The organism is Microbacterium sp. LEMMJ01 (assembly GCF_002114135.1).
Classification (GTDB): domain Bacteria; phylum Actinomycetota; class Actinomycetes; order Actinomycetales; family Microbacteriaceae; genus Microbacterium.
Genome location: NZ_NCTV01000015.1, coordinates 160348 through 183570, shown reverse-complemented (window position 1 = coordinate 183570; position 23223 = coordinate 160348). Strand labels below are relative to the sequence as shown.

18 protein-coding genes and 1 pseudogene are annotated in these 23223 nt (G+C 64.5%); 14 read left to right on the top strand and 5 right to left on the bottom strand.

Annotated features, from left to right (window positions below):
- Nucleotides 1–61: 61 nt before the first annotated feature.
- The 7 genes from B7W94_RS01905 to B7W94_RS18025 all read left to right on the top strand — a co-directional run bounded on the left by B7W94_RS01905 (nt 62) and on the right by B7W94_RS18025 (nt 13512).
- Complete coding sequence (locus B7W94_RS01905) at nt 62–3943, top strand: hypothetical protein (RefSeq protein ID WP_085603927.1); 3882 nt, start codon at nt 62–64, stop codon at nt 3941–3943.
- A 366-nt stretch (nt 3944–4309) separates the two neighbouring features.
- Nucleotides 4310–5122: a hypothetical protein gene (locus B7W94_RS01900; RefSeq protein WP_139833222.1), complete on the top strand. Its 813-nt coding sequence runs from the start codon at nt 4310–4312 to the stop codon at nt 5120–5122.
- Between the two features lie 463 nt (nt 5123–5585).
- A complete protein-coding gene (locus B7W94_RS01895; RefSeq protein ID WP_085603924.1) occupies nt 5586–7172 on the top strand; it encodes an McrB family protein in 1587 nt (528 codons plus the stop codon).
- Complete coding sequence (locus tag B7W94_RS01890) at nt 7169–8695, top strand: 5-methylcytosine restriction system specificity protein McrC (RefSeq protein ID WP_081811603.1); 1527 nt, start codon at nt 7169–7171, stop codon at nt 8693–8695. The genes B7W94_RS01895 and B7W94_RS01890 overlap by 4 nt, the downstream gene beginning before the upstream one ends.
- Nucleotides 8696–9286: 591 nt before the next feature.
- Nucleotides 9287–11635, top strand: coding sequence for a preprotein translocase subunit SecA (locus B7W94_RS01885; RefSeq protein ID WP_172400041.1), 2349 nt, complete (start codon nt 9287–9289; stop codon nt 11633–11635).
- A gap of 200 nt (nt 11636–11835) precedes the next feature.
- On the top strand, nt 11836–13242 hold the full coding sequence (locus B7W94_RS01880) for a hypothetical protein (RefSeq protein ID WP_139833221.1): 1407 nt from the start codon (nt 11836–11838) through the stop codon (nt 13240–13242).
- Nucleotides 13243–13350: 108 nt separating this feature from the next.
- Entirely contained in the window at nt 13351–13512 is a 162-nt protein-coding gene (locus B7W94_RS18025; protein WP_157544435.1) for a hypothetical protein, read from the top strand.
- Nucleotides 13513–14435: 923 nt separating this feature from the next.
- Here B7W94_RS18025 and B7W94_RS01870 read toward each other — a convergent pair.
- Both B7W94_RS01870 and B7W94_RS01865 read right to left on the bottom strand, forming a co-directional pair.
- Nucleotides 14436–14990, bottom strand: coding sequence for an ImmA/IrrE family metallo-endopeptidase (locus B7W94_RS01870; protein WP_036292947.1), 555 nt, complete (start codon nt 14988–14990; stop codon nt 14436–14438).
- Between the two features lie 23 nt (nt 14991–15013).
- The gene (locus B7W94_RS01865; RefSeq protein ID WP_025104520.1) at nt 15014–15394 is read right to left on the bottom strand and encodes a helix-turn-helix domain-containing protein; all 381 of its coding nucleotides are present in this window, start codon (nt 15392–15394) and stop codon (nt 15014–15016) included.
- A gap of 131 nt (nt 15395–15525) precedes the next feature.
- Here B7W94_RS01865 and B7W94_RS01860 point away from each other — a divergent pair, with 131 nt between their 5' ends.
- From B7W94_RS01860 to B7W94_RS18530, 3 genes and pseudogenes are all read left to right on the top strand, one after another.
- Nucleotides 15526–15801: a multiubiquitin domain-containing protein gene (locus B7W94_RS01860; protein ID WP_025104519.1), complete on the top strand. Its 276-nt coding sequence runs from the start codon at nt 15526–15528 to the stop codon at nt 15799–15801.
- Nucleotides 15776–17008, top strand: coding sequence for a ThiF family adenylyltransferase (locus tag B7W94_RS01855; RefSeq protein ID WP_025104518.1), 1233 nt, complete (start codon nt 15776–15778; stop codon nt 17006–17008). Before B7W94_RS01860 ends, B7W94_RS01855 begins: the two co-directional genes overlap by 26 nt.
- A pseudogene (locus tag B7W94_RS18530) lies at nt 17005–17256 on the top strand (DUF6527 family protein); the annotation flags it as partial. The gene B7W94_RS01855 and the pseudogene B7W94_RS18530, both read left to right, overlap by 4 nt.
- Before the next feature lie 19 nt (nt 17257–17275).
- On the opposite strand, the gene B7W94_RS18310 reads toward B7W94_RS18530, so the two are convergent.
- Nucleotides 17276–17665 carry an alanine:cation symporter family protein gene (locus B7W94_RS18310; protein WP_029989634.1) on the bottom strand — a complete coding sequence of 130 codons (390 nt, stop codon included), beginning with the start codon at nt 17663–17665 and terminating at the stop codon, nt 17276–17278.
- Between the two features lie 169 nt (nt 17666–17834).
- Here B7W94_RS18310 and B7W94_RS01840 point away from each other — a divergent pair, with 169 nt between their 5' ends.
- A complete protein-coding gene (locus B7W94_RS01840) occupies nt 17835–18881 on the top strand; it encodes an NAD(P)-dependent alcohol dehydrogenase (RefSeq protein ID WP_025104516.1) in 1047 nt (348 codons plus the stop codon).
- A 61-nt stretch (nt 18882–18942) separates the two neighbouring features.
- Here B7W94_RS01840 and B7W94_RS01835 read toward each other — a convergent pair whose 3' ends face one another.
- Nucleotides 18943–19536 (bottom strand): TetR/AcrR family transcriptional regulator, encoded by a 594-nt coding sequence (locus B7W94_RS01835; protein WP_025104515.1) that lies wholly within the window; start codon nt 19534–19536, stop codon nt 18943–18945.
- A 98-nt stretch (nt 19537–19634) separates the two neighbouring features.
- Between B7W94_RS01835 and B7W94_RS01830 the strand changes: the two genes are divergently transcribed.
- The 3 genes from B7W94_RS01830 to B7W94_RS01820 all read left to right on the top strand — a co-directional run bounded on the left by B7W94_RS01830 (nt 19635) and on the right by B7W94_RS01820 (nt 21856).
- Entirely contained in the window at nt 19635–20024 is a 390-nt protein-coding gene (locus B7W94_RS01830) for a DUF1304 domain-containing protein (RefSeq protein ID WP_025104514.1), read from the top strand.
- Nucleotides 20025–20065: 41 nt separating this feature from the next.
- Nucleotides 20066–21088, top strand: coding sequence for an NADP-dependent oxidoreductase (locus B7W94_RS01825; protein ID WP_025104513.1), 1023 nt, complete (start codon nt 20066–20068; stop codon nt 21086–21088).
- 120 nt (nt 21089–21208) lie between these two features.
- The gene (locus B7W94_RS01820; RefSeq protein ID WP_025104512.1) at nt 21209–21856 is read left to right on the top strand and encodes a GntR family transcriptional regulator; all 648 of its coding nucleotides are present in this window, start codon (nt 21209–21211) and stop codon (nt 21854–21856) included.
- 59 nt (nt 21857–21915) lie between these two features.
- Here B7W94_RS01820 and aspS read toward each other — a convergent pair whose 3' ends face one another.
- On the bottom strand, nt 21916–23217 hold the full coding sequence (gene aspS, locus B7W94_RS01815; protein WP_025104511.1) for an aspartate--tRNA(Asn) ligase: 1302 nt from the start codon (nt 23215–23217) through the stop codon (nt 21916–21918).
- Between the last annotated feature and the right edge of the window lie 6 nt (nt 23218–23223).

The following is a 23223-nucleotide window of genomic DNA, read 5'->3' as shown; positions in this document are numbered from 1 at the left end:
ATCTTCTGGCGGCGACGAACCCTGCGTCAGTCGTTAGATTCATGAGGAGAGGAGGCAGGGGATGCTCAACGTTTGGAGTCGGTCAGGGGCGATAGCGGGGCGAGGTTTTCACTATCAGGACGCGGTCGGTGCGTGGCTTAGCGGCCGGCTGATCGCAGGCGAGTTGGATGCGCGTCGCATCGTCCCGGAGGGATTCGAAGATCTACATATCGAGGGGCCCGAGCTAACGTTCGTGCAGGTGAAGAGTCGCCAGGAGAAGCGAGGCGCATTCCCAGTCAGCGAGACTCTCGGATTTCTTGAGGAGATGTGGGCCAAGCACCTGACCCGCGAGGCAGTAGGCATTGCCTCGGGTCGTTTGATGCTCGTCCAAGAGCGGAGCATCTCCGGAGAGGTCTTCGACGGACATGCCGCGGTCCTGGCTGACCTGCCGCTGACTCACCCGCTTGTGGAAGGCGTGGTCGAGAGACTTGGCTTGGAGCATGCTCGAACGCTCCTGCAACTGACGACCTTGATCACTTTGGATTGGCAGGATGCGCAGTCCGCCGCGGTGGATGCGATTACATCCGCCTCCGGGGCGGTGCGCGGTGCGGCAGAGCTCATTGAGCGCCTGCTGCGGATCGACATTGCAACCGCGGCGGATCGAAACGCGGCAGCTCCTGACCCGGACGACGCGGCGTTCGTGAACGTGAGCTCGATCTCGAAGCGAATCGAAGAAGTGCTAACCCTCCTTGACCGAGATGCCCTGGAGCGGGCACTCCTGGATGGCATCTGTGTTCCCGTTCAGTTCTCGAGCGACGTGGCGGCGAATGACTACTACTTGGGCACCGCAGCCCGACCTTCGCATATCGCATCTGGTTTGCCAGCGCCGATGCCTGATATCGCCGCGCAGGCCATCGAGAGCCTGAACTCGGGTGCTTCCGTCCTTTTGGCCGGTCCTTCCGGAGTTGGAAAATCAACTGCGCTTTGGTCGACGGTCTACACGCGCCGCGACGTCACCTGGTATCGAGTGACTCGTCTCTCGGACGATGCCATCCAGGGAATCAGAGATCTCCTCACTGCACGGATGCCGAGCCGCCGAAATCAGATCGGTCTGGTCGTGGACGGCGTCGGGACCGGCGAGCTTGTCGGTTGGGACGCGATCAATCAGGCCGTTCGTGATTTCGAAGGCGTCATGCTGCTCGGGACGGTTCGCAATGAGGACCTCGTCAGCGTTCAAGATCGGGCCGGGAGCGCGATCGTGGAGGTTACCCTTACGGAGGATATCGCCGAATCGCTGCACGAGAATCTTCGGCAACGCGGGTTGACCTCAAACGCGCATTGGCGTGAGGCGTACGTCGAAGCGGACGGACTGACGATGGAGTTCACCTACATGCTCACGCGTGGCCGTCGGCTTCGAGACGTCCTGCGGGACCAAGTGCTCTCGCGCGTCCGGGCCCAGCAAGAGACTGAGCTCCAGATCCTCGGCCTGATCGCAACCGCAGGAAGGTGGGCGCTCTCTGTGCCTATCTCGGAACTGTCGGAGTTTGAGAACGGCTCTGGCAGCCTGCGACGTGCCCTGACACGGCTCAACGAGGAACACCTCGTTCAAGTCGTGAGTGAGTCGGTGCAAGGGCTACATCCGCTGAGATCACGGTTCCTCTCTGAGATCGTCCATGAGCTGCCGCCACCGACGGCCAGCATGACGACAGTGAAGCTCGTGTCCATGCTTCCTGCTCCTGCCTTACCGGCGCTGCTAGCAGGAATCTCGCAAGACCTCCCGGCCGCCTTGCCAGCGGCCGTAGAGGCGCTTATCCTCAGGATGCAGTCGGGCACCAACGCCGATGTGCTCGAAGGGCTCCGCGCCGTGAAGTTCGTCGATCTGAGCGCACGATCAGGGCGGTGGGTCGAAGTACTCGATCGACACGATGTGCAACCGCCGTCAAAACTCCTCGCGATCCAGCTGGCGCTGATCGATTCGGACCTAGCGGGTTTGCCGTTCCCTGAAAACGTCTCAGCGGCGATTGCGGAGCTGCGTGCTGCAGTGCGCGAGCCTTTCGATTCTTTAGATAGGGCTGTGCAACAAGTGGGTGTGCAACGACTCGGTGAAGTGATACTCGACTCGCCAGATTTGGCCAGTGTGAACCAGGCGCTCGGATATTCTCAAAGCCTTGCGCCGGCGATCGCCAGCGACCTCGTCCAGGCACTTAGGCGGATGCGCGACGAAGGCCGCCCCGTCCGATCGCTCGACGTCGAACCAGATCTGGACGACTTGGCTGACCTCTTGCTAACAGCGGCTACGTTTGCTTCGGAAGTTGCGGAACTACTGCTCGCGGCCGCGGGCGGTGCTGACCGCGCGCAACAGCGCATCCTCGAGCGTTTCCCCTGGGCGACGACGGCAGGAATCGTTGACGGACCTGAAGGCGCAGTTTTCCGTGGCCAGATCCTCCACATTTCCGATCAAGTGCAGGGTGACACTGACCGAAACGCCAAGGAATTTGCTCGTTTAGGGATCGCCCTCAACCCGAGCGTCGTACATGCAGACATCACCACGATCTGGTCGGACGGAGCGCCTTATGAGGTTGGAGGTAACTTGATGGGAGTGTCGACGCTTCGTCGGCAGTATCTTCACTCTCGGTCGTCTGTGAGCGGCCATCGGCAGACCGCTGGGTTCGCCGCAGCTCGCTTGCACGATCTAACAGCGACTGATCGTATGGAGATCGCGCTAGCAGGAATCACCATCGCCGAATCGCTCCTCCCAAGCATTATCCGTGTGTGGCTCCGTGGCGAGAATCGTCCTTCTGCCATGTCTGCGATTCACGCCTCACGCGTTGAACTTGACGCGCTCTCACGTCGACTGGTCCCGGTGTTTCGCGAGCCTCTTGCGGCTGAAATCTCCGTTATCGCGGATAGTCTCCAGACTCTGCTTTCCGCGATCGCGGTGGACCTCCCAAGTCGGCTGACCGACGCTTCAGGCTACTTAGCGCTCGCTTCGCATATCAGTGAAACCCTCGTGGATGCAGTGGGCAAGGCGCGGCAAGAGCAGTGGGAGATGATCGGCGTTCATCCCGGCGGGCTGCTTGACGTCGTTGAGCGAGAGCTCCAACAACTCGCGACCGTGCTCCAGGAGGTCGGGTCAGCTGGCACTATGCCGCAGGACATTCGACGAGCCGCACGGTCCGGCGACTCGCAGCGGGCCTTGTCTCGCGCGGCAGACCTGTCAACCAGGAACGCGTTGCGGCGTGCCGAGCGCGGACAACAGGAGAGACTCGCGGTCATCCGAGATTTCGGTCGGGAGGCTGCTTCTTACTCAAGGATGGTCCAGGGCATTCATGATGGCTGGCCGCCACAGCAATATGCCATTGCGGTAAAGGCCGAGAACGTTGTCGATTGGCTCCTCGTGGTGGAGAGAACGCTCGCGGCTCTGACTCCCGCGGAGATGAGTAACGCGTACCGCCCCGCATTGATCATCTTCCCGGAGATAGCTGGACGCCGAGTCGACTCGTTCGGCTGGCAAATCATTCGGTCTGCGTTTCCGATCGTCGAACCACTCACTGGTTGGGGTGCGACGTTTCCAGAGGCATGGGAGACTCCTCGGTTCGAGGCGCTCGGTGCGGGCCAGCATGCGCTCGCTGTGTTGTCCGGGCTGGCACTGCTAGAGCGCTCTCGGTCGACCGCTCCGCTAGCCGAAACGCGTTTGGCGGCTGAACAAGAGTTCCTGGTTGCCCGCGCGGCGCTCGGCGCTTACCCGGATCGGATCACTCAAGACATTGCTGCCTTTCTCGACTCCTTGGCCGCACAAGTCGCCCGGGAAGCAGACGAGAATATGGGTGAGACGTTCTCGGCACAGTTTGTAGCGCTTGTCCGGGGACAGCAAACCTCATTTACGAGACAGCTTAGTAAGTACGCAAGCCTCGCGATGCAGGCCGACATAGATCCGGAGGTGGCCGAGGCCCTCGCTGAATGATGCCTCCTGAAGCGGCGCTGACGCCCGACGTCCGTGAGCGCAGGCAGATTGGAGGCTTGGGGCGACCATTAATGACAAGCGCTCGGCTCGAAGTTAACGTCGGCAGGGGTTGCTCGCAGGATTCTTTGAGCCCGGCTCGGATGACGAGACGCCGGTGCGGCAGCCGAGCAACGAAAATCGTGCGATCGCACGGCACCGCGCACCCCGATTCTGACTCGGTTGGGTGCCGTCGGAGCATCGGCGTGGAGGTCGACGTTGGCGCGCACAGTTGCTGACATGCCGCGAGCGACGCGAGCCTCGGAAGCGCTACGGTGGCGCTGTATCAAGATGCTTCGAGGGCAAAGTCGCCAGAGGAAGAAGGCAGTGGTGAACCAGGAACGTCCGAATGAACTAGTCGCCAAGCAGATTGTCGAACAGAGGCTCGGGGTGGAGCTCGAGCACGCGGACACCCATGGTGGGGTGGACTATAAGTCTGCCGATGGGAAGATTGCGTTGGAGGTCACCGCGGTGACCGAAGGTGGGAACAAGGGTGCTCGCGATGCTCTGAAGAAGTCCGCGAAGAAGGGCGTGCCAGGCGTGGATCTCGCGACATGCTGGCTTGTGTTCGCGCCTGAGGGGCAGGCGAACATGAAGACTTTCATGCAACGGGTGAAGCCGGCGCTGGCTCAGCTAGAGAGGGTGGGTGAGTCGTATTTCCGTCGAGAGCGCGCGGCGATCCACACCATTGAGGGCGGCCCTCTGGCCGAGATCTATCGCACCCTACTGAACGCGGGCGTGGAGATGGCGAGCTCCGCGCCGCACGAGGTGAAGTCGGACGATCCCAGTCACGTGCATCAGGTGTTGGTATCCACGGGCAGCGGCGGGTCGGTCAGCGGCAGCGACGAATCGCTGGCGCGGCTGCTAGATGCGCTCAGCGACAAGACCGACAACCCTCAGAAACTGGCGGCCACGGGCGCCGTGCAGCGGCATCTCTTCGTGTGGGTAAACGACGACACCTGGCACAACATCGCTCGGCCCTTGAGTAGGACATCGCCGTCCTGGGCCGACGAGGGGTGGGGCGTCCCCTCAGTTGCTCCGACGCTGGATCCTGCAATCACACACTTTTGGGTCATGCATGAGCGGTCGCGTCTCGGATGGTTCTGGGATGGAAAGACATGGAGCGCGTTGTCGCCTGAGTAAAGCCACGTCGTCGTGTTTGACACTGAGCGAACAGCGTGATGCCAGCGGTTGTCGCGTTCGACGTGAGCCTTCGCCCAAGTCGATGACGAGCTCGCTGGCTTCACGGCGGCCGATCGATGTCGAAGGGGTGTACCCAGAGGTTAAGACGGTTCGCAAAGCGGGGACGCATCGACTCGTGCACCTAACGCGCCGTGTACCGACAGAAGCAACCGAGCCCTCTCACAGCAATATCGCCGCGACAGCGTTAGGCCACGCTACTCGGCAGTTTCTGCGTGTGGCGCGAGCCGCGTACCCTGCCGTTATTAGATCTGCCGTGAGCCGCCTTGTGTTCGGGTCTAGGCAGTCGGTACGCCAAAATACGCGAGATTTTATGCAGCGGTTTGACTTACTCGCTCACGTGGCCGCCATTCGCCGGTAGACCACGCATTAGTGTGAGCGAAGACGACTCGATCGAAGGGGAGCGATGACCTCCGAAACTACCGACACCGCAGACGCGCCCATCTGGTTGCACCCTCACGGGGAGCGGCCGGACGACAGCACAGTGGACAGCATCACGGAGGCATTTGCGGCTGATGACCCTCGGTTCGCGGTGCAGGCCGACAAGCTCGACGAGCTCCTGAAGCTGGGGTATCAGCCTATCCCGCGTTTTCTGTTCTCTCTTGAGAATGTCGAGCCCGAGGTGATCGGCCCGATGAATTCCTCTAACAAACTCGGTATTCGTTTACACAACGCCGTCGTCAAGTCGGGGGATCTTGGTGACGATGTCCTGGAGGCCCTTGTCCTACGACGTGACGCGATCGGCCAGGTTCTTAAGTGGTCTGACCCTGCTGCGTTTCCCGCAATCCTAGAGTATCTACGGGAGCTGGCGCGGGCACGGGGTAGTTCGATTAGCGACTTTACGCTGCGCGGCTCACCCGCGCCGTCACTGTACAAGAGACTCGACACGCATGGCGACGCCGAAGCGGCATCAACATTAGACGCCGAGGTTGAGCCAGAAGATGCGGCGGACGACTTTCCGATCGCACGAGAAGTGTTGGCGAAGCTCCGGGACAGCCTCAATGTGGTTGTCGAGGGTGTTGCCGGATCAGGAAAGTCGCATCTGATTCATCAGCTTCGGACGGCGTACCAACACGTCGAGCTGGTCGTGTTCCATCCGTCTACAAGCTACGAAGAGTTCGTCTCGGGACTGCGCCCCAGGGCGGACGGCGGCTTCGAGGGCCGAGCCGGGGTGTTCGTAGAGATGTGTATCCGCGCGGCGCGCCACCCCGATGAGCTATTCCTATTGTTCGTCGACGAGATCAATCGCGCGAACACGTCACGTGTTTTCGGCGATCTGCTTCTCCCTCTCGAAAAGTCGAAGCGTGTAGATTTCGCCGAGACTGCTCTTGACGAGGCGCTATTGAAGTACCGGCCATTGGGTGATGACATCTCAGTGCGACTGCAGACTCCTATAGACGTGCTTCCCGACGTGGGGCCGGCTCCCGAAGAAGAGGAAGTCCATGACGTTGCACTACCGCTGCTCGACAAACTGGGGATTTCGACGCCGTCCGCAAAACCACTCGGCCTTAGCTATCTAGTGGTTCCGCAAAACCTGCATGTGCTTGGAACAATGAACTCGACGGACCGCTCCGTTGGCTCGATCGATCTGGCGCTACGTCGGCGATTCACTTGGATGGACATGCAGCCGCTAACGAGCGATGACCTTATTTCGAACACGCTCGTGGGCGCGCGAGTATCAGAGGACCCGGAGTGGCGAACGGTGATCGAGTGGTATGGTCAGGTCAACGCGCTTCTGCTTGCGCAACTCGGACCGGATGCTCGACTGGGGCACTCGTACTTTTTTGCTGACGAAAGCGCGAGTGGCACCGCCGCGCTTCTGCTCGCACAGCTCGCGGAGATCATTCACGTCTTCAACGCATCGGAGACGCTGCTGGAGTTGATACCTGAGTTGTTACTGCCATCTGAGAGCACCAGCTGGACGATCGCTTACGTCGGTTTGGGGCTTGGGCGCCGGCCCATCGTGCGATCCACGCCGGCCGTCGCTCTATGACCGACTCGACCCCGCTGGCTGATGTGCACAACCTAAGCTGGTTCCGCGTTAGTGAGCGGGGAAACGGTGTGGGCCTCACCGTGCTTAACGACGGCGCGTCTCGATCGTCGCTGGTGATACATGTGCTGCCCAAGCTATGGCGTGGGTCGAGCACCCCGCGAAGCGTTAAGGCACCTGTCGCCGGAGGCTCGGTCGATATCTACGAAGGTGACTATGTCGGCTTCCCTCCGGTGTGGGCGGCGCGGATAGAAACAACGACCTTGCCGATCGCCGAGGCTGAGGCCGAGGTCTTGGTGCCGGCCAGTCACTCGAGCGATGGCGACCGCGAACCCGGGGCGGGCGATCAACTCTGGACACCCGTTGCGCGACCGCGTCGACCCGAAACGTCGGTAGAGCGCCCGGAGCTTCGTACGGCGATGTGGGATCTCCTGCTTGGTAGCCGTCAGAAGATCGCACCGGTGCGTGGCAGCATCGCTGACTTCACTGCTGCGGCCGGCGTCTTCGCTTCTATGCCTGAACTGCGCCCGCTCTTGCAATCTGTCTTCGTGGATCGCGCGGTGGCGGCAATCCCGCTTCGCAAACCGGTGTACCGCGAAGTAGTCGAATCGCTCGGTGTGGTGCGTGGACGTATTCTCGTCGCTCCCCTCGTGCGACGGCAGGCGACTCAAGCGCTCCCCATCGACTGCGAGTTTGACACGCTGACGGGTGATGACGACGTCTGGCGTGCCATTAAGGCGGCGCTTATCGCGTCCACGGAAGCCATAGCGCGCACCGACCTGATCCGTGAAGCGGTGGCGCGACTGGAGGATGTTGGCAGCGTGCAAGCCGCCTCTGTCCTATCACGCGCGAGACGCGCTTGGTCTAGCCGCGATCCAAAACTGAAGGAGTTGCATGACCTGGCCGTTGCAGTCTTGCGGAGTGATTCTCGGCACAGCGGCGAGAGTCTGACAGCGAGCGGCGTCGCCATCAACGTGAAATTTGTGACGAGCGACCTGTGGGAGCACCTGCTGGTCGAAGCTTTCCGAGGTGCAGGCGCCGACGTCTCCAAACCGCGGCTGCCCCTCTTCTATCGCCAAGAGCCGCTGGGGTGGAAGGCACTTACGGGGAAGGCACCGGACTTAGTGGTATCACCGCCTGGCGGCCGGAAGATCATCGTCGATGCGAAGTACATGGCCAGTAGCTCGTTGTACTCGGCGCCCATGTCCGCGCAATATCAGATCGCGACCTATGCTCTGCGATCTGGTGCGCCGGCATTCCTTGCCTTCTCCGCGCCCCCGGGCGAGACTGCGTCGGACGATGCCACTGCGGAGATGGCGCTGGTGCCTGCGCTCTGGGACGAGTGGGAGCAGCGATACCTTCCAGACGCAACAACCACGCAAACCGTGATTGTGGGGTCGCTCCGGTTTCTGTTTCCCGCTCCGGGCGACGCGTCGCACGGAGTTCGCCTTATCGCTCAGGCGCAACAGCTGCTCGCGTTAGTCGAAGCGACGATGGACCGTTCGGAAGACGACGTTCCTATCTGATCGAGGAAGATGCTTTGCCACTAGCGATTGCGGCCGTCTGAAATTCACCGTAAAAGTATCGCTGTGTCAGCGCACCAGGGGGCGACCGCCCTGCCCCCATGTGCCGGGATTACGCCGCTGGTGCAGAGTCTCCTCACCGAGGTTGGAGGAGGTATGCCCCGGTTCGCCCTCCCCGTAGATCTCCATGCCCCGCCTTCCGACCTGCTGCTCCGATCTGGTTACTGACAGCTTTCGTGAGACGAATGGCGGTGACTACAAAGTACGGAAGTGGCGGAGTTCCGCGAGACCTGCGTCTCACGCGCTGTCAACTTTCATGAGATCGGACAAAGGGACTGAGTTCAGGTCGCTGCTTTCGCCGCTCGCATACGCCGAGGGCCCGATGATCCGAATCGCAACGACCCACTCGCCCATGAGCTGATCGGCATCGGGGCGCTCAGATCGCCCAAGCGGACAGCAACTGCGAGGTGTCCGGCGTGTCGGAGGCGTGTGGTTCGATGAGGCATGGCATCGAAGTCGAAGCGTTTGAAGGCGCGTACGAAGAGGCGGCGGCATTTGCCTCACGGGGACGCTGCAGCGCCGTCGGATCCTTATGTGGATTTTGTGATGCAGTCCTCGGATACGGTGCAGTCACTGTTTGCTGAACTCAGTGCTGAGGGCGACTTCGCGGCGAACGTGAGTACCAGGTTCGCTGACCGTGTAATTGAGCTTGCGGCAATGGGTTCGCGTTTCACGCCGGCGAGGTTGGCAGAAACCGCCAGGCTGGCGTACTTCCCCTTATCTAAGGCGGGGCAGGTTGTGGCGAGCCCGGACGGCGGCGCGTGGCAGGTCGAGTTGCTCGTGCTGTTGGCGATCGCGGGTCGCAGTACGGATGAGGTGGATGTTCCACCGGCTGAGCCGAATGAGATGAGCGGGGTGGTGCAGGACGCCCGGCCGATTCTCGAAGAGATCACGAACCTGGGCTGGTTCCGGACGCTGGTCGCAGCTGGCCCGGACGCACCACTGGGGTGGCTATCGCTCAGTGTGCAGGGGTCAGAGGTCGCGATGCGCAACTCCTCGTACGCAGACGTGTTGCAGGCGACGGCGGTCGAGCTGCTCGATAGCAACCGGGGGGTTCGCGATGCGTTGGAGGCGGGTTTGGGATTTAGCGCTGCTGAGGCGCTGAGTGTTCTGAATGCCTGTCATTCGATCCAGGCACGCAAACTTAACAAGCGGGGGCAGCAGTTCGCGAGTTCGCTGTCAGAGCCTGCGGGCGCGCCCGGCGATGATGTCGTATCGATGGCCAAGGGGGCCATGAATGTGCTGATGTCAATGTTCGAACCGTCTGCGGACGACTGCACGGTCGGTATCGATGAGCTTGTCGCGGAGACTGGCCTCCCACTGGAGCGTGTCGAACGAGTGGTCGCCTTCTTCACTCTTGATGCGTCCGGGATGACAGCGTTGGAGGCCGCAGAGAAGTTCGTTCAGGGAGACAACCCGTGGCGACGTCACCCGTTGCTTTCGGGCTATGCGGGTCGGGTGATGCTGCTGCACGACGGACACACAGCACCGGCGTTGAGGGAGAGGCTTGAGGAGTTCCTGAAAACGCAGAAGGTGGAATGGGACGCGTACGCGAAGCACCGCGGAGAGGTCCTGGAGGAGCGAGTCATTCGCGCGGTGAAGATGATTCTTCCGACGGCGACGTACCGGAACGGGTTCGAGTTCTACGTCCCCGCAACGGAGGCAGAGAAGGCGACTGGCTCTGCTGATGCGTATACCAAACGGGTGGAGTGTGATCATCTGGTTCTTGTGGATGACGTGGCCTTCGTCATCGAGGACAAGGCGGTTGCGTTCAGTGCCCTGTCGCGGGGAGGAAAGACAACGCGCCAGCTCGGTGATTTGCGGCGCATCATTACGAACGCAGCGAATCAGGCGGGGCGCGTGCGATCAGGGATCGTCGAAGACGGCGGGCTACGCGTCGAGGGTGAGGGATGGGTGGACCTCGCCCACATCCGCGAGATCCATACGATTGCTGTAAGCCTTGACGACATCCCCGCCGTGTTCACGGCGACCGCGGATCTTCTCGAGGCCGGGCTAATCGATCTGGAGAACGTCCCATGGACGGTTTCGCTGCACGATCTCGAGCTGATCGCGGAGCTGGTGGACCGGCCTGCAGAGTTCCTCCTTTATCTGCGGCGCAGGCGCGACCCGATGACGACGATGATGTTCATGGCGCCTGATGAACTCGACCTGTTCCTCTACTTCTACGAAGCTGGATTGTGGGTGGCGCCCGACCCGGCCCTTGTAAAGGAAGCCTTCCCATTCATGCCCAGCCCCACCACGGGTGAGCTGCGTCGCTTCCGGCAGCAGGTACCGGCGTTCATCACGAGCCGGACGGATGCGGTCGATCAGTGGCATCTCACCCGCGATGCCAGCCCGCGTGCACCGAAGCCGTCGATGCCGACGACGAGCATCGTTGACCTTATCGACGAGCTGCACGACCGACAGAGCTTCGGCTGGCTAAGTGTCGGGGCGACACTGCTTTCCGGAAACGAGGCGGCGCAAGAGAAGTTCGCGCGGCATGCAAAGGACCTGCTCAATAACCCTGACCCGGAAGGTCGCGGACGTAGCCTGACCGTTCCGGTCACCGGAAGTGTCAACGTCGAGGAAGGCTGGGTGCTGGTATGGGCGGTCAAGCCTCCTGGAATCTCCTCCGCGACGTGGGAGGCACACATCCGCAACTACATGAAGGCTAAAGGGCACCAGCTCAATATCCCGCGGGTGGCCGCATTCGCGTATGACGAGCTGAGCCGCGAGTTGATAGCCCTCTACTACGAAGGGGAGACCAGCACGCTGGATCCCTCGGCGACAGCGTCGCTGCAGCGGTTGCGGCCCGCGTCCGCTCTGCAATCGCTGCTTCCACCTGCGGCGAAGCGACGCCGTGGCTCTAACAACCCGGGGTAGCCCGCGCGGCATCGGCTATCCGGGGGGAACACGCGCATCCACTGGGGCGGTGGTCAAGCCCAGGAGCGCCAAAGCTCCCCAATCGCGCTAGGTGGCGTCAGGGCACCCAACACATCGTCCGGCAGACCCCTAGCGGGACCTTTCCCACTGCGGCGTCTCTGCTTTCCAATGACTGGCTGGCTGGCTGGCACAATGACAGCGTGACGAGAAACTCAGGCTTCTATCTCGGTGTCGGCACGATCATGACCGAGTCGGTGACAAGCAAGATCAACACCTCCGGCGGCGAGTACGTCCTGAAATCTCTGAACTCCAAGCCAGGAAACTGGGTAAGAATCGCCGAGATTGTCAAGCGAAGCGATCTCACCGGCGTCATCATGAAGCTGACGGGGAAGGACTTCCAGCGCATCGCGAGCGCCGCCTACGCGCAGGCCACAGACGTTCTGTTCCGCGAGCTCGCGACCAAGCCGCACCTGCTGCTCGTCCACGAGGAGGTCGTGACCCCGCGCGATCCGGAACTCGAACCGGCGACTCCCGAAGGTGCGAGCGCTGACGAGGACGACGACGTAGACGAAGAGGACTGGTTGATGGACCTCGACGGGGATGAGTGGAACGACGACATCGCCCGCGAGTACTTCGGGACCCTGCCGAAGGAGGTCCGTGAAGCCGCCCAGCGGCGGTTCGAGCCGCACGGCCTGACTCTCACCACCTACAAACGCAACGCTGAGGCGTCCATCTTCGCGACTGCGTTCGTCGAGGACACCCTGAACAATCTCCTGTTCCGGATCTACGTCCCGGCCGGTCGGCTGTACGAGGACGAGCTCGCCAAGGTGCTGGAGCTCTTCCATGACTGGCTGGGTTCGGTGAAGGAGCAGACTGTCAGGCAGTCCGGCTATCGCACCCCGAGCGGCCGTGTCATCGAGTTCTTCGGTGAGCCGGGCATGAACGCTGACGTGGTAAGTGACGAGCTCCAGGAGTTCGCTCAGTTTCTGAATATCATCGAAGACTCCGCGACCGCCGAGCAGATGCTTCTCCATCTGGGCGTCACGCCCGATCGAGCGGGCGGTCTGGTGTCGAAGTACGCCAAGGCCGCACGCAGGGTTCTCGTCGACACGAAGCACACCAGGGAACGCATGATCCTCGAGATCCAGCAGCAGCTCGAATCGGAACTCATCGACGAGCTGCCTGACCTCACTACGGCAGAGCTCGGAGACCTGGTGAGCCAACTGGTCCCCGTCTCGCCGTTCGCAGCGAGCCCGGAGACGAGGAGCTTGGCGGCTGGTCAAGATGTACCGTCCCCTACGGTCAACGTTCAGGTCATCCAACGAGTCGAAGGCATCGTCGCCCAGAACGTGAACGGCCCGGTCACGGTGGGTACGCCGGCGGCGGAGCTGATCCAGCTCGTCCGCCAGTTCGGCGACGACTCCGCTGGGGTCTTGGAGACCTGCGCGCGGGAGCTCGCTGATCCCGGCGCACCTCAGCCTGCGCGGCTTCGTGCTCGTCAGGCCTTGAAGAATTTCCTCCTGCGCAACGCTGCTCGGATCGAAAAGTCCGTCTACGACAATGCTTTGAAGTGGGTCGTGGACAGCGTCAGTGACTGGCTGGGGTAGAGAACCCGCGACCGATCACGACCGCAAGCGAAGCAGTCTGTTCGCCTTGGCCATCGCGACCTGGCGCGCCCACTGCTGCCCACGTCACCGGTGCGATTGCATGGACCTGTGAACCAGGAGAGACCGAACGAGCGCCGCGCGAAGAAGGCCGTCGAGAAAATGCTGGGCGTCACGCTCGACCACGCCGATAAGAACGGTGGCGCCGACTATCTGTTCCCTCGCGACACCATCGCCCTTGAAGTGACGCAGGTCACTGATGAGGACGTGTGACTACTTCGCTCCGAAGATGACATCTGAACGGGAGGCGGCGTATGGAAGGGTGCGCGGTCAAGTCATTTCCGCGTGGGCCTCGCATCGGAACGTCTACCTTCGTCTGGAGCTCAGAGGTCAACGTATGGCCCTCGACCTCGAGCGTGAGTGTCTCGTTCCGTTGGGTCGGCCAGATCCGGAGCGTGATCTTGTCGCCGGCTGGCCATGAGTTCACTCTTGATGGCACGCCGTCGTAGGTCGTCACGCGGGACAAGTCGCTGCCTTCGAACTCCGGCGTCACTCGTCCCGTGTTGGATCGGAATCCCACGTGAGACAGTTGCGGCCCGGCATGGGCGATCTCGACGAGTATTTCGCCGTTGTCCGCGACTGTCGCACTGAGGTCCGCTAAAACTATGGTGTCCGCCGCGAGTGGCTCGGTTGAAAGCGCATGGGGCAGCTGGGCTTTCGCGCCGCCCTGATACCCGAAGACCCGCTGGGGGCGATCGGTGAGATTGTCCCGCCACGAGCCGCCGTACTCGCTGACCAACTGGCCAAAGAATGACCCAGATCCCGCATAGGACCAGGTCGGCTCGATGACCCCGACAATCCGCTGCTCCGACCGGAGCATCCAGTTGCGGATGGCGTGGTTGACGTGCGTGTCCGCGAAGCGGTAGCCCACGATCACGAGGTGGTCGGCGCGCTCTATCGCTTCTTCCGCGGCGTGAAGCAGTTCAAGGGTCGGACCGTCGGTCGCAAGTTTCTCCCGATCACCGACAACAATCCAGGGTTGTTCCTCGCAGGTGCCGGGGTGGGAATCCTGCTGCCGCTGCTCACCGTCGTCGTGCTCGCCGTGGCCCTAGGTGCCAACCGCCGCCGGGGGAGCGCTGTGCCCGCCTCCGGGGGAGCCGCGACGGGTGCGCCGGCGCCGGTGCTCGCTTCCCGCGCTACTGCCGAGGTCCGGGGTCGTTCTTCCGCGTCCAGCGCTGTGCGATGACCCGGGCTCCCCTCATCTGCATCTGCGCGAACTGCTCGCTCACTCCGAACGCGAATGCCACCTGCTGGTTGCTCCACCCCGCGAACGCGGCCTTGCGTGCGGCGATGTCGGGGACGAGGAGTTCCCCGGCCATGAACGTGGCCTGCTTCTCTTTCATCGTGTCGAAGACCCGTTCATGGTTCGCCCCGATGAGGGACGCGTCGAAGGCGTGCTCCAGAAGATGATGTCCGAGCTCGTGCGCGATGCTCGCCCGCCGGCGGACCTCCGCGTGGCCGTCGTTGTCGAGGATGATGCGGCTCGTGCCCAACGGCACCAGTGCCGCCGACCACCGTCCCGTCGTATCGGCGAGGAAGTGGCTCAGCGCCGCCTCGCTGAGCGCCCACGCGTGCAGCTCCGACAGCGGATAGACGGAGATGCCGTGTTCGTCGGCGAGGAGATAGGGGTCGAAGCGTTCCGTCGGCGTGAGGCCGAGGTTCTTCCGCTCCTCGGCGGCGACCTCTCGCATCGATTTCTGGGTCCACCGCTCCACTACTCGCCCCGTGACGCGCTTTCAGCCTGGAAGCGTCGCGCCGCGGCGCCGATGACTTCCTCGAGGTACTCCACATCCTTGCCGGTGAGGTCTTTGCGGGCGCGCAGGAGCGGCGCGAGCGTGGCGACGAGATCCGGCTCATCGACGTCTGACCGGACGGCACCGCCGATGTAGAAATCCTCGGCCGGCATGCGCAGCCAGGTGGTCATCGCCGCGAAGGCCGTGACATCCGGTTTCAAGTTATTCGCCATCCGGGAGATCGTCGACGCGCTCACGCCGATCTCTTTCGCGAGCTGCCGCCAGGAAAGACCCCTGCTCTCCCGTGTCCTATCCAACGCCGCATGCAGCGACCTCACGTCAACGCGTAGCTCTTCGGTCATCCCTGCTCCGCCTCTTTCGCACTGCTCGACATGTCGATCATGTGTGCTATTCTACTACTGCTCGAAACTTCGAGCACCGCACTAAATCCGGCGCGTCTGGTGCGGCGACTATCAGCGTCGGAGGAGAAGTCATGGACACGATCTCGGAAGAGGGCGTTCAGCGCGGCAAGCCAGCGGTCACGATTTTCGTGAACACCCGCGAGTTCGCGTGGAGTGAGAAGGAGATCTCGTACGAGCAGGTGTACGCGCTCGCGTTCCCGAACGACCCGCTCAACGACGGCGACGTCGTGCGTATCGAGTACTCGCGGGGACACAACGGTGGTGGGGCGGGCGCGCTGCAGCCGGGCAAGACCGTCCGTGTGAAGAAGGGCATGGTGTTCGATGTCTACGTCACCGTTCGCAGCTGATCCCTCGATCCGCCGGCTGCTCGAGGAGGACTATTGCCTCACCGTGGACAGCAACCATCTCCTCGTCGAGCACATCCCGTACGTCACCCCCGCAGGGGAGGTGGCGTACGGACGGCTCGCCCTTCCGGTCACGTTCAGCGGGGACGACATCGTGCAGGACGCGACCGGCAGTCACGTGATCTGGTTCATCGGGGAGCAGCCGTGCGACGAGAATGGGAAGCCGATCGAGGGGGCGACGCCGTCGCCGCACGCGGTGACGGCGCATCTCACGGCGTACTTCATGATCTCGAGCAAGCCGCGACGGATCGAGGCCTTCGACACCATGTACGAGAAGGTCAGGTCGTATGCGCGGGTGCTGAGCCACCCGGCGCGCGCGCTCGATCCGACGGTGACGGCGACCCCGGGGGCGGGGTGGTCCGAGGTCCCGGATGACCTGCCCTTCGTGTATCGCGACACCGGGACGGCGCGGGTGGGGCTGGCTGACATGAACGCGCGGTTCCGGGGACAGAAGGTCGCGATCATCGGCCTCGGCGGGACGGGCAGCTACATCCTCGACCAGGTGGCGAAGACGTGGGTTGACAGCATCGACCTGTTCGACGGGGACGTGTTCGACAACCACAATGCGTTTCGGGCACCCGGGGCGGCCTCTCTCGAGGAGCTCGCCCAGCGACCGAACAAGGCCGACTACTTCGCGGGCCGGTATGCGCACATGCACACGGGCATCACCGCCCACCCCACGTTCGTCACCGCCGAGACGCTCGATGTCCTTACCGGGTTCACGTTCGTGTTCATGGCTGCGGCGGACGCGGACGACAAGCCGCAGATCCTGGCCTGGCTGCGCGAACGGGGTGTGCCGGTGATCGAGGTGGGGATGGGGATTCAGGACGAGGGTGGACAGTTGTCCGGCCTGCTCACCGTGGTGAACCACTTCCCGGGCCTTCCGGTTTCGCCAGCGGCGTCCTCCGCGGGCGGTATCAACGAGTACGACCGCAACATCCAGGTCGCGGACCTCAACGCGCTGAACGCGACGCTCGCGGTCCTGGAGTGGAAGAAGCACCTCGGCTACTATGCCAGCGCCGGTGCGACGACGGAGTCCATCTATAAGATCTTCACGGGCGACATCCGTGTTGGCACGGACATCGACACGGATATCGGCGCGGACGGCGCGACGAGTGCGGATGCGGCGCCGTCCGAGGAGGCCGCATGAGAGTGGACCGGATCGTCCCGGAGTTCGTGGCCTCGTTCCCGTCCGATCTAGAGCCGGGTGTGCTGTACGTGTCGACGATGTTCTCCACCACGGCGCACGCCTGCGCCTGCGGATGTGGCCGTGAAGTGATCGCCCCGTTGTCTCCGGCACAGTGGGTGCTCACCTTCGACGGGACGGTGTCGTTGCGACCGTCGATCGGCAACTGGGGGCTGCCGTGTGGTTCCCATTACCTCATCGATCGAGGGCGCATCCGGTGGGCGGGCCGCTTCACCTCGTCCGAGGTGCGCCGCAACCGGGAGGCGGATGGCCGGGCCCTGGATGCGGCGCGACCGTCGACGACGCGGTCGTGGTGGCGCCGCCTCGGGGACGTTCTGCGGCGGCGCCGGTCAGCGGTGCGGGACTGACGCGTCCCGCACCGGCCCAGGAGTACGGAGAGATCACCCGGAGCCGCTCGACCGGGTGCGTCACCGCCGCGCTCGCTCCTGCGTTGGGAGCCGACCCCAGTCCGGCTTCGTTGGAGAACATCCCCCTCATGACGCCGGTGAGGATGATGTAGCCGAGCGCCGCGCCGACGACCTCGTTCGGGCCGAAGGCTTCGAGGAAGATCGTGGCGGAGACTCCGGGCAGGCGCTCGATGTGCATCGCGACGATCACCAAGCCGAGAAGCAGATCCAGGAGCTGAGAAGCTGCCGGGTCCGCCTGCGTCTGCCCGGCCGGCGGACGACGAGGAAGGTCCCGATCGGGCGGATACTGGAGGGGACGGTTTCGAGAGCCCCCGCCTCCGCACCGCGCGGCAGACCTCTCGAACGCCAGGAAGAAGATGCTCATGAAAGCTCTCCGCTACGTCGAGATCGGCAAGCCCCCGGTGGTGGTCGACATCCCGATTCCGAAGCCCGGCCCCGGACAGGTCCTGCTCAAGATCACCGCGGGTGGTGTCTGCCACTCCGACGACTACGTCATGGGACTCTCCGAGAAGGACTACCACGAGCAGGGCTACCCGCTGCCGTTGACGCTCGGGCATGAAGGCGCCGGCGTCGTGCACGAGATCGGCGAGGGCGTCGACTCGACGCTCAAGGTCGGAGATGCCGTGGCCGTCTACGGGCCCTGGGGCTGTGGCCGCTGCCACAACTGCTCGATGGGCAAGGAGAACTACTGCACGAACGCCGCCGCCGAGGGCATCCGTCCTCCGGGCCTGGGCAGCCAGGGGTCGATGGCCGAGTACATGATCGTCGACGACGCGCGCCACCTCGTGCCGCTCGGGGATCTCGACCCCGTGCAGAACGTCTCGCTGACCGACGCGGGCCTCACCCCGTACCACGCGATCAAGAACTCGCTTCCGAAGCTCGGCGCCGGCACGGTCGCGGTCGTGATCGGCACCGGCGGGCTCGGCCACGTCGGCATCCAGATCCTCAAGGCCATCTCGGGTGCCACGGTCATCGCGCTGGACGTGAACGACGAGAAGCTGAAGCTCGCCACCGAGGTCGGCGCGGATCACGTGCTGATCAGCGACGCGTCGGCGGCCGAGAAGATCCGCGAGCTCACCGGCGGTCTCGGCGCGAACGCCGTGTTCGACTTCGTCGGCGCGAACCCGACGATCGCCCTGGCGCAGAGCGTGGCCGCGCTCGAGGCCGACATCACGATCGTGGGCATCGGCGGAGGCAGCATGACGCTCGGCTTCGGCTCGATCGCCTACGACGCGGCCGTGCGCATCCCCTACTGGGGTTCGCGCGCCGAGCTGATCGAGGTGCTGGACCTCGCCCGCGCCGGCAAGATCCACGTCCAGACCGAGAGCTACACGCTCGACGACGGCCCGAAGGCGTACGAAGACCTCGCGTCGAACAGCATCCGCGGACGCGCCGTCATCGTCCCCTGATGTCGGCCTCGAACGCCCGGGAGGGATCGCCCTCCCGGGCGTTCGTCGTCTCGGTGCGGCCTCAGCCGCGGCGTCGCCGGTCGGCGAGGAGGGCGAGCGCCGCATCGATCGCGCTCGCCGCCGCGTCGGGAGCCACGCGCACGAGGGCGAAGGCGGAGACCACGAGCCCCGTGCAGGCGTCGGCCAGGGTCTCGATCTCCGTTCCCGTGAGCGCGGGGAGAGCAGCCCGGATGCCGCGGGCGAACGCCGCGCGGAGCTCCGCGCGATAGGACGCCACGACCCGGGCGACCGCGTCGTCGGTGCCGATGGGGGCGGCAGCGGTGTTGACCAGCAGGCAGCCGCTCGTCGCCGGGAGGCTGCCCGTCGTCAGCAGGGCCGCGCGTAGTCCGCCGAGATAGGTCTCCAGGGCCTCCGGCGCCACGGTCTCACCCGTCAACGGGGCGAGGCGCGGGCGGATGACCTCGTCCAGGTAGCTCTCGACGGCGGCGTCGAAGAGTCCGCGTTTGGAACCGAAGGCGTGATAGATGCTCGAGCGGCTGAGACCGGTCGCGCGCTCGAGCTCGGGCAGCGGCGCGCTCTCGAAGCCGCGCTCCCAGAACACGCCGCGTGCCGCGCGGACCGCTTCCGCGGTGTCGAAGGTCTGTGTGCGCCCCATCCGCCCTGCTCCTGCCCTTTTGTGAATCGCTCGATCCAGTATATATTGGAACGACCGATACAGAATGCGCGGCCTCGCCGCGTCGAAGGGGGACTGCCATGGTCATCGCCGGACTCGTGCTCGCAGGCATCGCCGCGCTCGTGCACGTCTACATCTTCTGGCTCGAGTCGTTCGCCTGGACCAGCGCGCGCGCTCGCCGCACGTTCGGCACCGGCACGGCGGAGGAGGCCGCACGCCAGAAGGAGCTCGCCTTCAACCAGGGCTTCTACAACCTGTTCCTCGCGATCGCCGTCCTCCTCGGCATCGTCCTCTTCGCCACGGGAGCGACGGCCGTCGGCGCGACCCTCGTCTTCACCGGCGCCGGATCGATGGTCGCCGCGAGCCTCGTGCTGCTGCTGTCGAGCCCTGACAAGGCGTCCGCCGCCCTGAAGCAGGGCGTCATCCCGGCGCTCGGCGTCATCGCGCTGGCCATCGGCCTCCTCGTCTGAGTCCGGCCGCAGCCCCCCCCAGATCCTCACGAAGGAGAGTAATGTCCCACGCCATCAGCACCCAGATCCAGCTCGCCCGCCGCCCCGAGGGGTGGCCGACCCACGACGACTTCCGCACCGTCGAGGTCGAGCTGAGCGATCCGGCGCCGGGGGAGGTGCGCGTGGCGAACGAGTTCGTCTCCGTCGACCCCTACATGCGCGGGCGGATGAACGACGTCCGCAGCTATGTTGCCCCCTACGCCCTCGACGAGGTCATCGCGGGTGGCGCCATCGGCCGGGTCGTCGCCTCTGCGGCGGACGACCTCCCCATCGGCACCGTCGTGCTGCACCAGCACGGCTGGAGCGATGTCGTGCAGGCGGACGCGTCGACCTTCCGGGCCGTGCCCGAGGTGCCCGGCATGCCGCTGTCGCTGCGCCTGCACATCCTCGGCATGACCGGCCTCACCGCGTACGTCGGCCTCACCGCGATCGCCGGACTCGCCCCGGGCGACACCGTCTTCGTCTCCGGCGCCGCCGGTGCCGTCGGCACGGCTGTCGGTCAGATCGCCAAGCTCCTCGGCGCGGGCCGCGTGATCGGCTCGGCGGGCTCACCCGAGAAGGTCGCCCTGCTGACCGAGAAGTACGGCTACGACGCGGCGTTCAACTACAAGGACGGCCCGGTGCGCGAGCAACTCGCCGCCCTCGCGCCCGAGGGCGTGGACGTGTTCTTCGACAACGTCGGCGGCGACCACCTCGAAGCCGCGCTCGACGTGATGAACGACGGTGGCCGGATCGCGCTGTGCGGCGCCATCACGAGCTACAACACCACCGAGCGCGTGCCCGGGCCCGACAACATGGCGAACATCATCACGCGCGGGCTCCGTCTCCAGGGCTTCACGCTGGCCGCGTACCTACCCCTGTCGCCGGAGTTCAGCGAGAAGATGACCCGCTGGTTCGCGGAAGGGCGGATCGCCTACGACGAGACCATCGTCGACGGGATCGAGAACACGGTCGACGCGTTCCTCGACATGATGCGCGGAGCCAACACGGGGAAGATGCTCGTGCGCGTCACGCCCTCCGCCTGACGTCCGGGGCGGGCCGCCAGCGCATTTGAGATATATTGCTTGAGACGTAGAACTTCACTCTCCATGACCCCCACTGGAGGCAGTGTGACACTCTCTGGCGGCCCCCTCGAACGCCGGTCGATGAGCGACGAGGCTTTCGTGCGCCTGCAGGATGCCATCATCAGCGGCGAGCTCCAGCCCGGCGAGCGCCTGCGCGACTACGAGCTCGCCGAACGCCTCGGCACCTCGAAGACGCCGATCCGTCATGCCCTCGACCGCCTGGCCGACAACGGCCTCGTCGAGATGCAGCGCAATCGCTATACCCGCGTGGCTCCGATCGATCTGGAACGGGTGCGCAACGCCGTCGACCTGTTCGGCGACATCTGGATCGGCTCGGTCCGTCACGTCATGCCGGTGATCCAGGACGACGATGTGGCCTATCTCGTCGAGCTGGCCGACGACATGGCGGCGTCGGTGCAGGCGCGGGACATCATCGCGTTCGGCGCGGCGCTCCGCAGCGCGGCGACGGGTTTCGCCCGGATCGAGGGCAACGCCACGCGTGCCAACTCCATCGAGCGCCTCGGCCCGCAGATCCGTCGGTTCACCCAGCACGCGAAGGACGCCGTGGACTGGTCCGCCGTCGAGGTGTTCGTCGGTGCGATCCGCGAGGCGACGTCGGAGCGCGACGCGGTCAAGACCCGTGCCGTGCTGGTGACCTTCTTCGATGAGACGCTCCCAGCCATCATCGATCGGGCCGAGCAGTCGGGACTGGCCGAGATGTCGGAGTGATCGACCGCTGACGAACGAGGGCGACGGCACACCGCGGTCGCCCTCGTCGCGTCACGGGGCTACGGCGTGAGGCGATGGACGTCGCGCGGGAACAGCGTCACCTCGCGGACGTTGGCCGCCTCGACCAGGCGGCCCACCCAGCGCTCCAGTCCGATGGCGAAGCCGCCGTGGGGAGGCATCCCGTGCGCGAATGCCTCCAGGTAGCCGGCGTACGCCGAGGGCGATTCTCCTCGCGCCTCGATCGCGGCGACGACCTCGCTGTGCCGATGCAGACGCTGTCCACCGGTCACGAGCTCCAGGCCGCGGAACAGGAGGTCGAAGCTGTTGCTCCCCTCCGCGTCGTCAGCCTGCGGATGCGTGTAGAACGGGCGCTTGCGCATCGGGTAGCCCTCGACGGCCAACACGTCGCTGCCGAACTCCTCCTTCGCCCATGCCCCGAGCGCCCGCTCGTGCGCCGGGGAGAGGTCGGGCTCGTCGGCCGGAGCACCGACCCGGCGCAGCGCGTCGCGGAAGTGCACGACGGGGATGTCCTCGGGGATGACGGGGAGCGTCACGTCGAGCAGCGCGAGCTCTTCCGCGGCGTCGGCGCGGATGCCGTCGAGCATGCCGCGCAGCACGTCGCCGAGGAGGCGCAGGACGTCGCGGTGGTCGCGGATGAACCCGAGCTCGACGTCCAGCGACACGTACTCGGACAGATGCCGCACGGTGTCGTGGGGCTCGGCTCGGAAGACCGGCCCCACCTCGTAGACGCGTTCGAACACGCCGACGAGCTGCTGCTTGTAGAACTGGGGGCTCTGCGCGAGGTACCCGGTCCTGCCGAAGTAGTCGACGGGGAACACGTTCGCCCCTGACTCGGTCACGGTGTCGACGATCTTCGGGGTCTGCACCTCGGTGAAGTCCGCGGCGTCGAGCACCCGGCGGAACGCGCGCACGCTCGCCGCGGCGATCTGCCAGGTCGCGCGGCGTGCGGGATGACGCCAGGTCACCGCCGCGTGGTCGAGCAGAGTCGGCAGGCTCGTCTCGAGCGTCGGGCGCCACAGCTCCACGACCGGCGGTGCGGCCGGCTCCGACAGGCTCTCGATCTGCGGGTCGACGATCTCGACGCCGCCGGGGGCCTGCGGGTTCGCGGCGACGGTCCCCGTCACGCGGACCACTGTCTCCTCCGGAGGGAGGCCATCCGCTGGATGCTCGGCGGAACGGACCACGACCTGTGCAAGGCCCGAACGGTCGCGGATGATCAGGAAGGCGACGGTGGCGAGTTCCCTCCGGCGATGGACGTGACCGAGCAGGGTGACACGGCGGCCGGGGACGGCCTCGGCGAGCTCCGCGGCGAGAGTGCGGGCGGGGTCGGGTGTTCTCATTTCTCC